We start from the raw sequence: 13,231 nt of genomic DNA, 5'->3' as shown, positions 1-13,231 counted from the left end.
CCCTCGCTCCGGGGGATGCCGCAGGCGAGGATCGCAAGGCCCTATGCGAACAGCCCCTTGTGCTGCTCCCGCAGCAGCACCTTCTGCACCTTGCCCATGGTGTTGCGCGGCAGCTCGGGCACGACGAAGCAGCGCTTGGGAATCTTGAAGTTCGCTAGCTTCGACTTGAGCTCCGCCACGATGGCATCGGGATCGAGCGCTCCGCCCGCCTTGGCGATGACGATGGCCACGCCCACCTCGCCGAAGTCGGGATGCGGCACGCCGACCACCGCGCTTTCGGCCACGCCGGGCAGCTCGTTGATGTAGCCCTCGATCTCGGCGGGATAGACGTTGTAGCCGCCGCTGATGATCAGGTCCTTGCTGCGTCCGACGATGGTGACATAGCCGCGGCCGTCGATCTTGCCGACGTCGCCGGTCTTGAAGAAACCATCGGCGGTGAATTCTTCCTTCGTTTTCTCCGGCATGCGCCAGTAGCCCGCGAACACGTTCGGGCCGCTGACCTGGATGTTGCCGATCTCGTCGGTTGTGCAGTCGCGGCCGGCGTCGTCGCGCACGCGCAGCCGCACGCCCGGCAGCGCAAAGCCGACCGTGCCGCCGCGGCGCTCGCCCTGGGCGGGGCTGTACGGGTTGGAGGTGAGCATGATGGTCTCGCTCATGCCGTAGCGCTCCAGGATGGTGTGGCCGGTGCGCTCGCGCCATTCGTCGAAGGTCTCGATGAGCAGCGGTGCGGAACCGGCGATGAAGAGCCGCATGCTGCGCACCGCCTCGCGCGTGAGGCCGGGCTCGGCCAGCAAGCGCACATAGAGCGTGGGCACGCCCATGAACACGGTGGCCTCGGGCAGCTTCTCGACCACGCGCTTCGGGTCGAACCTGGAAAACCAGATCATCTTGCTGCCGTTGAGCAGCGCACCGTGGAGCGCAACGAAGAGGCCGTGCACATGGAAGATCGGCAGCGCGTGGATCAGCACGTCGCCCTCCGTCCAGCCCCAGTAGTCCTTGAGCACCTCGGCATTCGACAGCAGGTTGCCGTGAGTGAGCATGGCCCCCTTGCTGCGGCCGGTGGTGCCGCTGGTGTAGAGGATGGCGGCCAGGTCGCCTGCGCTCTTTCGCGCCGCTTCATGCCGGTCGCTGCATTGCGCGGCAAGCTCCAGCAGCGTGCCGGTGCGGTCGTCGTCCAGCGTGAACACATGCCGGGTGCCCGCCGCACTCGCGATCGGTCCGACCCACGCGGCATTTCGGCTGGTGCACACCACCACGGCCGGCTCGGCATTGCCGATGAAGTACTCGATCTCGGCGCTCTGGTAGGCCGTATTGAGCGGCAGGAACACGTAGCCGGCGCGCAGCGTGGCAAGGTAGAGAATCATCGCCTCGACCGATTTCTCGACCTGCACCGCGATGCGGGCGCCCTCCTCCAGCCCCAGCGCACCGAACAGGTTGGCCATCATCGCGCTGGCGCGGTCGAGGTCTTGCCACGAATAGAACAGGCCGTTGTCGGTTTCCACGGCAGTGCGGCCGAGGTCGGCGGGAAAGGCCGCGCGCAGGGCGGCAAACAGGTTGGAATTGGCTTTCGTCTTCATCGGGGCAGGTACTTCGGAAATTCGGTGTGCGCCGGGCATGCAAGCTTGCGGCCGCCCCATTACTCCAGCTTGGCGCCCGAGGCCTTCACCACCGTGGCCCAGCGCTTGATCTCGGAATTCACGAAACCGCCGTACGACGCCATGGCGAGGTTCGGGATCTCGGAGCCGTTCTGGGCCCAGATGGCCTTGAGCTCGTCGCTCTGAAGGGCCTTCTTCATTTCGTCGACGATGCGCGCCTGCAGGTCGGCCGGCGTGCCCTTGGGCGCCCACAGGCCGTACCAGGTGGTGACCGTGTAGTCCGGCAGGCCGACCTCGGCCGCGCAGGGCACGTCGGGGAACGCCGGGTTGCGCTTGCTGCCGGCCACCATCAGCGCCTTGATCCGGCCGCCCTTGATGTGCTGGGCCGAAGAGCCGAGGCCGTCGAACATCAGGTCGACATTGCCGGCGATCAGGTCGGACAGCGCCGGCCCCGCGCCGCGGTAGGGAATATGCGTGATGAAGGTGCCGGTCTGCAGCTTGAACAGCTCGCCCGCCAGGTGGTGCGAGGTGCCCGCGCCGGCCGAGCCGTAGTTGAGCTTGCCGGGGTTGCGCTTGGCGGCGGCGACGAACTCCTGCAGCGTATTGGCCGTGACGCGGCGCGGATTGACCACCACCACCTGCGGCACGTTGGCCAGCAGCATCAGCGGCACGAAGTCTTTCTCGAGGTCGTAGTCGAGCTTGGGGTAGATCGACGGCGCAATCGCGTGGTGCACCGCGCCCATGAAGAGCGTGTAGCCGTCGGGCTGGGCCTTGGCGGCGATGCTGGCGCCCACGGTGCCGCCCGCGCCGCCGCGGTTGTCGATGACCAGCGTCTGCCCGGTCACCTTGGCGAACTGGGCCGAGAGCGGGCGCGCGAAGGCATCGGTGCCGCCACCGGCCGGGAACGGCACGACCATGTTGACCGGCCGCGTCGGCCAATTACCTCCCTGCGCGCCTGCGCCGCCGCACAGAACGGCCGCCCCGGCTGCGGCCAGGCGCAGCACGTCGCGTCGCTGAAAACTCTGAGTCATCTGTCATCTCCTGTCGTTGTAGATTGCCGCACCATGCGGGCCGGCGCATCACGCGCCGGACTTCTTTGCAGAACTCAGCCTTTTTTGAAGAACAGGCTTTCCACATCCCCCGAAACCGCCACCTTGCCCTCGGCGATCCATGCCCGATGCTTGTCGAGGCGCTTGAGATCGTAGAGGTAGTTGACCATCAGGCCGTACGACTGCTTCAGCCCCTTGGGCGACGGATCGCCGGCCCAGTTGAGACGCTCCACGCGCGCGCCGTTGCCCAGGTGAAAACGCGCCACGGGATCGGCCGGCGTGCCGTCGACCAGCGTGTGGCCCAGGTATTCGGCCGCGGCCTGCAGCAGCCACTGGCGCAGCGGCGACTTGGCATCGAGCGTGGCCGGCGCCTCTACCGCGGCGAGCAGCCGCTCGGCGGTCGGCGGCAGCGAGCCGACGAGGCGGCCGAGTTCGGCCTCGCGCTTTTCGTCCAGGCGCGGCAGCAGCTCGGCGGCATTCCTGGCGAGCCAGTTGCGAAAGCCCGGGATCGGCGACAGCGTGGCAAAGGTCTTCAGGCGCGGCAGCTCTTCCTGCAGTGTCTCGACCACCCGCTTGATGAGCGAATCGCCAAAGCTCACGCCGCGCAGCCCGTTCTGCGTGTTGCTGATCGAATAGAAGATGGCCGTGGTGGCCTTGGCCGGCTGGATCGGCACGGCGGCCTCGTCGAGCAGCGGCGTGATGCCGTCGCTGATGCGGTCGACCAGCGCCACCTCGACGAAGATCAACGGCTCGTTGGGCAGCCGCGGATGGAAGAAGCCGTAGCAGCGGCGGTCGCTGTCGTCGAGCCGGTTCTTCACGTCGGTCCAGCTCTTGATGTCGTGCACGGCCTCGTAGCGGATCAGCTTCTCGATCAGCGACGCGGGCGAATGCCAGTCGATCCGTCGCAGTTCGAGGAACGCGACGTCGAACCAGGTGGAAAACAGATGCTCCAGTTCGGCATCGAGCGCGATGAGACGCTTGTCCGACTTGAGGAATGGCAGCAGTTCGGCGCGCAGGTCGACCAGGAAGCGCATGCCCTCGGGTTCGACCGCAAAACGCTGCAGGAGGCGCATGCGCGGCGACACCAGCGCGCGCCGCAGCCGCAGCTCGGCCTGGCCTTCGTCGGGCGTTCCCACGGCAGCCTGGTGCTGGTCGCGCGCGGACTTGAGCTTGTGCGGATCGGCCGCGAAATGCTCGCTCATGAGCGCCCAGTAGTCGCGCCGCTCCTCGGGCGTGGCGGCGGCATATTCGCGTGCGATGGCATGGGCCCGGCGCCCACCCTCGACCTCGCTCACGCGCGGATCGATCACGGCCTGCAGGGCCATGAGCACGCGGCGCAGGGCACGCGGCGACAAGGCTTCGTCGGCCTTGCGCAGCGTGGCCTGCAGCCGCTCGGCGGTCGAGCGCATGCTGGGTTTCGCGGCCGTCCTGGGTGCGCCGCGGGCCGCGCCCTCGGGTGCCACGGGCACCTTAGCAGCGGACTTTTCGCCGGACTTCTCGCCAGAGCGCAGTCGCGCCTGGAACCACTCGGTCGCACTCATCGACAAACTCCAATGCTGTGGGGTGCGGGGATGCCGTCTTCTTTCAGGCCGTTCACGACATCACCCTGGATTTCTGTTGTCGCGCCACCGCGCGCAGCGCCTCGCGCTGGCGCGTCAGGTGCGTGCGCATGGCCGCGTCCGCGCCCTCGCTGTCGCGCGCCTTGAGCGCGGCGAACACCGCCAAGTGCTCCGACAGGCTCTGCTCGAGCCGGCCCGGCGCATGCAGCTGCTGAAGCCGCGCCAGCTTGAGAATTTTGCGCAGATCGCCAATCACCTGCGCCAGCCACTTGTTATCGGCCAGCTGGATGATGGCCTCGTGGATCAGGTGGTTGGTGGCGTAGTAGTCGTTGATGCGCTTGGCCTTGGCGTGGCGCACCAGCCGTTCGTGCAGCACGTCGAGCTCGCTCAGCTCCGCATCGCTGGCGTTGCGTGCCGCCTCGTAGGCGCAGCGGCCTTCGAGCAGCGCGATGACGGGGAATATCTCGTCGAGATCGCGCTCCGTCACCTCGCGCACGAAGCAGCCGCGCCGCGGCTCGTGGCGCAGCAGGCCTTCGGCCGTGAGCACCTTGAGCGCCTCGCGCAAGGGAGTGCGCGAAATCGACAGCCGCTCGCACAGCGCGGCCTCGTCCAGGAAACTGCCCGGCGCCAGCGCGCCCGCGAAGATCTGCTCGCGCAGCGTGGCGGCGACTTCGTCGTGCAGGGAGTTGGGGACCAGGCGCATGGCGGCTGAAGGAAAAATCGGCTGGCGTAATTTTCTGTAATTACACGTAATTGTGAGGGGCTCTCGGAGGGGCCGCAAGGCCGCGCCCCCCCTGCTTACCCTGAGGACCCGACGCTCAGGCGCTCGCCGGCTGGCGGCGCTGCGCGGCCCAGATCCACAGGCCGATGCCGAAGATCACCATCGGCACGCTGAGCCACTGCCCCTGGCTCAGGTTCAGCGCGCGCAGGCCCAGGAAGTCGTCGGGCTCGCGGAAATACTCGGCGATGAAGCGCAGCACGCCGTAGCCGATCATGAACACCGCGGCCACCTGCCCTTGCTTGCGTTCCTTGCGGGCGTAGAGCCACATGATGGCAAACAGCAGAAGTCCCTCGAGCAGGAACTGGTACACCTGCGAGGGATGGCGCGGCAGCATCGAGCCGCTCTGCGGAAACACCATGCCCCAGGGCAGGTCGGGACTGCTGAAGCGGCCCCAGAGCTCGCCGTTGATGAAGTTGCCGACGCGGCCCGCCGCCAGGCCGGTGGGCACGCAGGGCGACACGAAGTCCATCACCTGCCAGAACGGCCGCGCGCGCGAACGTGCGAACCAGACCATCGCGCCGATCACGCCCAGCAGGCCGCCATGGAAGCTCATGCCGCCCTGCCAAACGTAGAGGATCTCGAGCGGATGCGAAAGATAGAACTCGGGCTTGTAGAACAGGCAATAGCCGAGCCGTCCGCCCACGATGACGCCCATCACGCCCAGGAAGAGGATGTCCTCGATGTCCTTGCGCTGCCAGGCGCCCTGCCCGACCAGCGAGCGGTACGGCTCGTGGCGCAGCCGGCGCGTGCCGAGAAAATAGAACAGCGCGAACGCAGCCAGGTAGGTCAGGCCGTACCAGTGGATGGCCACGGGCCCGAGCTGCAGGGCGACAGGATTGATCTGCGGATACATGAGCATCCGCGGATTGTGCCCGGCCCGAATGTCGCGGCCGGCGCGGGGACATTCAGGGCAATGTCAGCGCCCGAACCTCCACCACAGCAGTGCCGCCACGACCGCCGGCACGGCAAAGACCAGCAGGAAGATCGGCAGTTCTTCGGCCACCGAATAGCCGGCCTTGATCACGCCCACGGCCATGTTGATGCCGGCGCCGATGAACCATGCCGGGATGAACCACTTGGCCGCCGCGGCCAGCGCCAGCGACGAGCCGTCGCCGAAGAAGCGGCCGGCCAACAGAAACACCACCAGCAGCGCGAAGCCGCCGCCCGTCACCATCATCGTGTGCATCTTGCGTTGTCCTCCGGGCGCGATCCTGCCGGATCAGCGGGTGGTGTAGCCACCGTTGGCAAAGATCGTCTGGCCGGTGATCCACCAGCCTTCGGTGACCAGGAAGCGCACGATGGGCGCGATGTCCTCGATGTCGGTCAAGCCCTTCTTCGAGAACTTGCTGAGCGCCGCCGCGCTGCTGTGGTACTGGACGGCCTCCTTGCTTTCCTGGCCGTAGAAGAACGGCGTGTCCATCGGTCCGGGGCCGATCGCGTTGACCGAGATGCCGCGCTCGCCGAACTCCTTGGAGGCCGCGCGCGTGTAGTGCTCCACTGCCGCCTTCGAGGCCGGATAGATCGCGTAGAACGGCGTGTAGGCCGCCAGCAGCGAGCTCACCAGCGACACGATGCTGCCGCCGTCGGCCAGCGTGCGGCCGGCCTGCTGGATGAAGAAGAACGCGGCCTTGGCGTTGGCGTCGAAACTCTTGTCGTAGTCGGCTTCGGTGACATCGAGGATCGGCTTCTTGATCACCACGCCCGCGGTGTTGATGGCGATGTCGACCTGGCCGAAATGCTTCACGGCCTGGTCGAACAGCCTCGCGTTGTTCTCCACCACAGCAAGGTCGCCCTGCACCAGCAGCGTGGCGGCGCCCTTGGCCTCGAGCTCGGCGGCGGTCTTCTCGGCATCCTTGCGCGAGGCGTCGCTGTTGTAGTGGATGGCGATGCCGCGGGCGCCGCCGTCGACCAGTTGATGGCCGATGAGCGCGCCGAGGTTCTTGCCGCCGCCGGCGATGACGGCGACCTTGTTCTTGAGAGTGCGTGCGGACATGGAATGACCTCCTGCTGAAGAGCGTTGATGTGAATCGGGAAGCTTCAGTCTATTGATCGCCAGTTCCGGAATAAATCAACAATCCGGCGCTAGACTGTTCGTAAAACTACAAACAATTCGACTGGCACGGATGGACCGCATCGACCTCCTCAAGGTGTTCCTGCGCGTGGCCGAAACCGGCAGCTTCACGCGTGCGGCCGATCGGCTCGCACTGCCGCGCGCCACCATTTCCACGGCGGTGCAGCAGCTCGAGGCGAAGCTGGGCTCGCGCCTCCTGCACCGGACCACGCGGCGCGTCGGCCTCACGCCCGACGGCGAAGTGCTGCTGGAACGCGCCCGCACGCTCGTGGCCGATATGGAAGACATCGAGCAGCAGTTCCTGCCGTCGCGCAGCCACGTCAGTGGACGGCTCAAGGTCGACGTGCCGAGCCGCATTGCGCGGCGGCTCATTGCGCCGGCGCTGCCGGATTTCTTCGAGCGCTACCCGGCGATCGAGCTCGAACTCGGCTCCAGCGACCGTGCCGTGGACCTGGTGCTCGAAGGTGTCGATTGCGCGCTGCGCGTGGGCCCGTTGGCGAGCAGCAGCCTGGTGGCGCGGCCGCTCGGGCATTTCACGCTGATCAATTGCGCGAGCCCGGCCTACCTTTCGCGCCATGGCACGCCGCGCACGCCAGCGGACCTGCCCGAGCACATCGCGGTCAACTACGCCTCGCCGACCAGCGGCCGCGCAGCGCCCTGGGAGTGGCAGCGCGACGGCGAGACCGCGACGCTGCGCATGCGCAGCCAGGTGGCCGCGAACAACGCCGAGACCTACATCGCCTGCGCGCTCGCCGGGCTCGGGCTGATCCAGATCCCGGCCTACGACGTGCGCGAACACCTCGCGGCCGGCGAGCTGGCCGAGGTGCTGCCCGAGGCGCGCGCCCAGCCGCTGCCGGTGCACCTGGTCTATCCGCACCGGCGCAATCTCTCGCGCCGCATGCAGGCCTTTGCGGGCTGGCTCGAGGCGCTGCTCGCCGCCTCGCTCGATGCGCCCGCAGCACCGCGGCCGGCCGGCGCACGAACGCCGCGCAGGTAGGCGGCTCTACCCCGCCCGCGCCCGCCCCGTGCGCTCGCGCACGAACTCCACGAAGCGCGCGAGCGCCGGATGCGCGGCCTGCGCGGGCCACACGAGGCTGGTTTCGCAGGCCGGCAGCGCCACGCGGCGCCGGCCCGTGCCCTTGAACTCGTCGGCCTGCCGATAGACCACCCCGGCGCGCCGGAACTGCATCACGCTGTGCGGCACCCAGGCCACGCCGATGCCGCCGGAGACGAGGTTGACGATGGTCTGCATCTGGATCGCCTCCTGCGCCACCTGCGGCGTGCGCCCCGCCGCGTGATAGAGGTCGAAGACCGCATCGTGCAGCGACGGCACGATGCGGCGCGGAAAGATCACGAGCGGTTCGGCCAGCGCCTCGGCCAGCGGCACGGGGCGCGCACGCGCGAGCCGGTGCTGCGACGGCAGCGCCAGCACCAGCGCCTCTTCCTCCACCGGCAGGCGCGCCAGTCCGGGCGGCGCGGCGCCCGGCGAGTGCAGCATCAGGCCGGCGTCGATCTCGCCGCGCGCAAAGGCCTCGAGCTGCACGTCGCCCGTGGCTTCGACCAGTTCGAGCGCCACCTCGGGGCAGCGCACGCGGAATTCGCGCACCCAGGCCGGCAGCTGCTCGAAACCGACGGTCGAGACAAAGGCGATGCGCACGCGCCCCACCTGCCCCGCCGCCGCCGCGCGCGCCCGCGCCGGCAGCGCCTGGGCGCGCGCCAGCAGTTCGCGCACGTCGGGCAGCAGCGCCTCGCCGGCCGGCGTGAGCGCCACGCGCCGGCGTGTGCGGTCGAACAGCACGACGCCCAGCGCTTTCTCGAGCTGGGCAATGGCCTGCGTCACCGGCGGCTGGGTCATGTGCAGCCGCAGCGCGGCGCGGCCGAAGTGCAGCTCCTCGGCCACGGCCACGAACTGGCGCCAGGCGCGCAGGTCGATCAAGGCATCTTTCATACGCCAAGCATATCAATCGGCGCACAAAAATGGATTGGAATGAATCAATGAGAAGTCCGATACTTGGAATTCCCCTCGATCTCCCCACGACACAAGAGACACCATGGACACCAAGCCAATCCAGATCAACCGCCGCAGCGCCAACATCGTCGAAGGCAAGAGCCGCGCGCCCAACCGCTCGATGTTCTATGCCATGGGCTACGAAGAAGCCGACTTCAAGAAGCCGATGGTCGGCGTCGCCAATGGCCACAGCACCATCACGCCCTGCAACTCGGGCCTGCAGAAGCTGGCCGACGCGGCCATCGCGGGCATCGAGGAAGCCGGCGGCAATGCGCAGGTGTTCGGCACTCCCACCATCTCCGACGGCATGGCCATGGGCACCGAAGGCATGAAGTACTCGCTGGTAAGCCGCGAGGTCATCTCGGACTGCATCGAGACCTGCGTGGGCGGCCAGTGGATGGACGGCGTGCTGGTGGTCGGCGGCTGCGACAAGAACATGCCCGGCGGCCTCATGGGCATGCTGCGCGCCAACGTGCCGGCCATCTACGTCTACGGCGGCACCATCCTGCCGGGCCGCTACAAGGGGCAGGACCTCAACATCGTGAGCGTGTTCGAGGCCGTGGGCCAGAACGCCGCCGGCAACATGAGCGACGAGGACCTGCACGAGATCGAGAAGCGCGCCATTCCCGGCACGGGCTCCTGCGGCGGCATGTACACGGCCAACACCATGTCCAGCGCGTTCGAGGCGCTGGGCATCTCGCTGCCCTACTCGTCGACCATGGCCAATCCGCACGACGAAAAGGCCAACTCGGCCAAGGAGTCGGCCAAGGTGCTGATCGAGGCCATCAAGAAAGACATCAAGCCGCGCGACATCGTGACCAAGAAGGCCATCGAGAACGCGGTGGCCGTGATCATGGCCACGGGCGGCTCCACCAACGCGGTGCTGCACTTCCTGGCCATCGCGCATGCGGCCGGCGTGGACTGGTCCATCGACGACTTCGAGCGCATGCGCAAGAAGGTGCCGGTGCTGTGCGACCTGAAGCCCTCGGGCAAGTACCTCGCGGTCGACCTGCACCAGGCCGGCGGCATTCCGCAGGTCATGAAGGTGCTGCTGAATGCGGGCCTGCTGCACGGCGATTGCATCACCATCACCGGCCAGACCATCGCCGAAGTGCTGAAAGACGTGCCCGATGTGCCGCGCGCCGACCAGGACGTGATCCGCCCGATCGACAAGCCGATGTACGACGAAGGCCACCTGGCCATCCTCAAGGGCAACCTGTCGCCCGAAGGCGCGGTCGCCAAGATCACCGGCCTCAAGAACCCGGTCATCACCGGCCCGGCGCGCGTGTTCGACGACGAACAGTCGGCGCTCAAGGCCATCCTGGACGGCAAGATCAAGGCCGGCGACGTGATGGTGCTGCGCTACCTCGGCCCCAAGGGCGGCCCGGGCATGCCCGAGATGCTGGCCCCCACGGGTGCGCTGATCGGCGCGGGCCTCGGCGAAAGCGTGGGCCTGATCACCGACGGCCGCTTCTCGGGCGGCACCTGGGGCATGGTGGTCGGCCACGTCGCGCCGGAAGCGGCGGCGGGCGGCACCATTGCGTTCGTCAACGAAGGCGACTCGATCACCATCGATGCGCACAAGCTGGTGCTCGAACTCAATGTGCCCGAAGCCGAGCTGGCCAGGCGCCGCGAAGGCTGGAAGCCGCCGGCGCCGCGCTACACGCGCGGCGTGCAGGCCAAGTTCGCGTTCAATGCCTCCAGCGCCAGTTCGGGCGCAGTGCTCGACAAGTTCTGAAGCCGGTCAGAACATCATCCACGCGCCGTAGCCGAAGGCCAGGAAGCCGAGGCCCACGATCGCGAGGATGCTGCGGAACTCGAACTCCATCGCCGGCGGCAGGCTCTGCACGATGAAGTGCAGCAATGCGCCGGCGCCGATGGTCATGAAGCCTGCGCCGAGCGCCCTGCCCAGGCGTTCGTCCGGGTAGAGAAAGCAGACGGCAAAGCCGCCCACGAACACCAGGTTGGCCAGCACGGTGCCGCGCGTGCGCCATCGCTGCTGGGCAGGCGTGGCCGTGCGCTGCGGCGCCGCTGCACGGCCATGGGCCCGCCCCTCCTTGATCGCCATGCCGGTGAAGAACAGCCCGAACATCATCGGGAACAGCCCGAAGAGGCCCAGGCCCCACACGGCGCCCCACATGTTCTGGAAATCGGCCACCAGGGCCTGCGCAGGGTCGGCCACGCTGTAACGCACCTCGACCGGATCGCCCCACTCCTTGTCCGACAGCCCGCCGCCGAGCCCCTTGACGCGGCGCTTGCGGCCGTCAGCCGCGGTGTATTCGACGATGGGCGCGCGCGAGACCGTCGTGTGGCCGTTGCTGTCCTTGCTGCGCTCCTCCACGAATTCGACCAGGCTGCCCTGCACGCTGGCGGTGCCTGCGATCGACTGATAGCGATGCCAGCCGATGGTTGCGGCCGCATAGAGGCCGGCGCAGCCGATCAGCAGGGCTCCGACCCCCACGCCCCAGAAAAGATTCCTGAGCCATCCCGTCAGTCCGCCGATGGCCGGCCCGACAAGCAGCGAGAGCCCGAAGACGAGCATCGCATGGCGGGTCGCTTCCTCGTCCATGTCGCGGTGCCGCGAGGCATCCGGGCTGGAAGCCGCCGGTCAGCGCTTGGGGCGCTGGCCCTTGCTGCCCGGCAGGCCCATGTTGCTGCGCTGGCGGTCGATGCGCGCCTGCTTGCGCGCTTCCTCGCGCTCGACGACCTTGCGCTTGGTGTAGCCCGACCAGTCGGCCCATGCCCACCACGCCACGGCCATGGCAAAAGGCGACAGCACGATCCACCAGCTCCAGCCGGCCACCATGCCCACCTCGAAGTACTTGAGGCCTACGCCGAGCAGGCCCAACAGCAGAAAAAGCATCGCGAATCCCTCCGGGTTTTGTTGGCAACGCTTCCGGACGCCTGTGCACGGCGCTACCTACAATCGCGTTACATCGAATGTAACTCAGCCATTACGAATAAAGCCCCATGAAAAGACTCCTGTCATTCGCGGTTCTCGGCCTCGGCCTGGCGGCGCCCGCCTTTGCCGACCTGGCGCTGGCAACGTCGAAGAACTGCATGAGCTGCCACGCGGTGGACCGCAAGGTGCTCGGCCCCGCCTTCAAGGACGTGGCCGCCAAGTACAAGGGCAACGCCGGCGCCGTCGACATGCTGGCGACAAAGATCATCAAGGGCGGCTCGGGCGTGTGGGGGCCGTTGGCAATGCCGGCTAACAACCAGGTCAGCGAAGCCGACGCCAAGAAGCTGGCGGCCTGGGTGATGCTGGCGCGCTGACGAGCGCTCGTCAGATCCGCGGATCGATGTCCGTGGGCAGCGGCTTGCGCTCGATGCGGTCTTCGAGCTGGCCGATGTGCGCGGCCACGGTGTTGTCGGACTGCTCGGAGCGCTGGCGGATCACGCTCTCGAGCTGCCCCAGCCGCGTCAGCATGGCGGCATGCCGCTCGGCGTTCTGCGCCATGTGCTTGGTTTCCTGCGCTTCGAGGAAATTGCGCAGTTCGGTGAAGCGCGAGGCTTCGGCCTTGTCGGCCAGGTCGCGCTGCACCTGCATTTCCCTGTTGTGGCGCTTGGCGTCGAGCAGCACCGAACTGTGCAGGTACAGAACGTAGACCAGGAAGAATACGCCGAGGGCCACCGTCAGCCCCAGCATCATGAGGCCCAGCGGCGCGGACACGGTCATGAAGCCCAGCGACACCGGCACCGGGCCCGAAAGCGTGCCCCAGTTGAGCGCGGCGAGCGCCGCAATCAGCAGCAGGATGACGAACAGGAAAGCAGATCTCACGCCCATGGGGGCCTCCTTCGTAAAGATCGAACACAGTGAACCCGCCCATGCACGTCGAGGTGCATGGCAACTGTGCCGGTTTTACCTCAGGCCGCGGGCCGCAATGGCCCCTGCTTCCCATTAACGGCCATGTCCTACAGATCGAATCAGTTGGTCTGTGACAACTGTTCCAGAATTGCCGGATTTTCCAGCGTCGAGATGTCCTGCGTGATGGCCTCGCCCTTGGCGATGCTGCGCAAGAGGCGCCGCATGATCTTGCCGCTGCGCGTCTTGGGCAGGTTCTCGCCGAAGCGGATGTCCTTGGGCTTGGCGATCGGGCCGATCTCCTTGGCCACCCAATTCCTGAGTTCGTTGGCGATCTGCTTGGCCTCCTCGCCGCTGGGGCGC

Annotated in this window: 15 protein-coding genes; 3 read left to right on the top strand and 12 right to left on the bottom strand. The window is 67.4% G+C overall.

Annotation, left to right across the window (positions count from 1 at the left end; all coding sequences use genetic code 11):
* Positions 1-41: 41 nt before the first annotated feature.
* The 7 genes from EJO66_RS15210 to EJO66_RS15180 all read right to left on the bottom strand — a co-directional run bounded on the left by EJO66_RS15210 (position 42) and on the right by EJO66_RS15180 (position 6,977).
* A complete protein-coding gene (locus EJO66_RS15210) occupies positions 42-1,577 on the bottom strand; it encodes a malonate--CoA ligase (protein ID WP_125965536.1) in 1,536 nt (511 codons plus the stop codon).
* 59 nt (positions 1,578-1,636) lie between these two features.
* Positions 1,637-2,626, bottom strand: coding sequence for a Bug family tripartite tricarboxylate transporter substrate binding protein (locus EJO66_RS15205; RefSeq protein ID WP_125965535.1), 990 nt, complete (start codon positions 2,624-2,626; stop codon positions 1,637-1,639).
* A gap of 74 nt (positions 2,627-2,700) precedes the next feature.
* Positions 2,701-4,185 carry a malonyl-CoA decarboxylase gene (locus EJO66_RS15200; protein ID WP_125965534.1) on the bottom strand — a complete coding sequence of 495 codons (1,485 nt, stop codon included), beginning with the start codon at positions 4,183-4,185 and terminating at the stop codon, positions 2,701-2,703.
* A gap of 52 nt (positions 4,186-4,237) precedes the next feature.
* Complete coding sequence (locus EJO66_RS15195) at positions 4,238-4,906, bottom strand: GntR family transcriptional regulator (RefSeq protein WP_124960487.1); 669 nt, start codon at positions 4,904-4,906, stop codon at positions 4,238-4,240.
* Between the two features lie 115 nt (positions 4,907-5,021).
* Positions 5,022-5,843: a prolipoprotein diacylglyceryl transferase gene (gene lgt / locus EJO66_RS15190; RefSeq protein WP_124960486.1), complete on the bottom strand. Its 822-nt coding sequence runs from the start codon at positions 5,841-5,843 to the stop codon at positions 5,022-5,024.
* 57 nt (positions 5,844-5,900) lie between these two features.
* Positions 5,901-6,170: a hypothetical protein gene (locus EJO66_RS15185; RefSeq protein WP_125965533.1), complete on the bottom strand. Its 270-nt coding sequence runs from the start codon at positions 6,168-6,170 to the stop codon at positions 5,901-5,903.
* A 33-nt stretch (positions 6,171-6,203) separates the two neighbouring features.
* Positions 6,204-6,977 carry an SDR family oxidoreductase gene (locus tag EJO66_RS15180; protein WP_124960484.1) on the bottom strand — a complete coding sequence of 258 codons (774 nt, stop codon included), beginning with the start codon at positions 6,975-6,977 and terminating at the stop codon, positions 6,204-6,206.
* 130 nt (positions 6,978-7,107) lie between these two features.
* Between EJO66_RS15180 and EJO66_RS15175 the strand changes: the two genes are divergently transcribed.
* Complete coding sequence (locus tag EJO66_RS15175; protein WP_124960483.1) at positions 7,108-8,052, top strand: LysR family transcriptional regulator; 945 nt, start codon at positions 7,108-7,110, stop codon at positions 8,050-8,052.
* 6 nt (positions 8,053-8,058) lie between these two features.
* Here the strand turns inward: EJO66_RS15175 and EJO66_RS15170 are convergent, their stop codons facing one another.
* The gene (locus EJO66_RS15170) at positions 8,059-9,003 is read right to left on the bottom strand and encodes a LysR family transcriptional regulator (RefSeq protein ID WP_125965532.1); all 945 of its coding nucleotides are present in this window, start codon (positions 9,001-9,003) and stop codon (positions 8,059-8,061) included.
* A 103-nt stretch (positions 9,004-9,106) separates the two neighbouring features.
* Between EJO66_RS15170 and ilvD the strand changes: the two genes are divergently transcribed.
* Entirely contained in the window at positions 9,107-10,801 is a 1,695-nt protein-coding gene (ilvD, locus tag EJO66_RS15165; protein WP_124960481.1) for a dihydroxy-acid dehydratase, read from the top strand.
* A gap of 6 nt (positions 10,802-10,807) precedes the next feature.
* Here ilvD and EJO66_RS15160 read toward each other — a convergent pair whose 3' ends face one another.
* Both EJO66_RS15160 and EJO66_RS15155 read right to left on the bottom strand, forming a co-directional pair.
* Complete coding sequence (locus EJO66_RS15160) at positions 10,808-11,632, bottom strand: DUF3592 domain-containing protein (protein ID WP_125965531.1); 825 nt, start codon at positions 11,630-11,632, stop codon at positions 10,808-10,810.
* A gap of 39 nt (positions 11,633-11,671) precedes the next feature.
* The gene (locus EJO66_RS15155; RefSeq protein ID WP_124960479.1) at positions 11,672-11,926 is read right to left on the bottom strand and encodes a TIGR04438 family Trp-rich protein; all 255 of its coding nucleotides are present in this window, start codon (positions 11,924-11,926) and stop codon (positions 11,672-11,674) included.
* 107 nt (positions 11,927-12,033) lie between these two features.
* On the opposite strand from EJO66_RS15155, the gene EJO66_RS15150 reads away from it, so the two are divergent.
* Positions 12,034-12,339, top strand: a complete 306-nt coding sequence (locus tag EJO66_RS15150; RefSeq protein ID WP_124960478.1) for a c-type cytochrome — start codon at positions 12,034-12,036, stop codon at positions 12,337-12,339.
* A gap of 10 nt (positions 12,340-12,349) precedes the next feature.
* Here EJO66_RS15150 and EJO66_RS15145 read toward each other — a convergent pair whose 3' ends face one another.
* Both EJO66_RS15145 and EJO66_RS15140 read right to left on the bottom strand, forming a co-directional pair.
* Complete coding sequence (locus EJO66_RS15145; protein WP_124960477.1) at positions 12,350-12,850, bottom strand: LapA family protein; 501 nt, start codon at positions 12,848-12,850, stop codon at positions 12,350-12,352.
* A gap of 140 nt (positions 12,851-12,990) precedes the next feature.
* Positions 12,991-13,231, bottom strand: a 241-nt coding sequence (locus EJO66_RS15140) for an AMP-binding enzyme (RefSeq protein ID WP_420856689.1), incomplete at its 5' end; no start/stop codon positions are given.

The organism is Variovorax beijingensis (assembly GCF_003951285.1).
Lineage (GTDB): Bacteria > Pseudomonadota > Gammaproteobacteria > Burkholderiales > Burkholderiaceae_C > Variovorax > Variovorax beijingensis.
The sequence above is the reverse complement of the archived record's forward strand: the minus strand, read 5'-3'. Positions and strand labels throughout refer to the sequence as shown.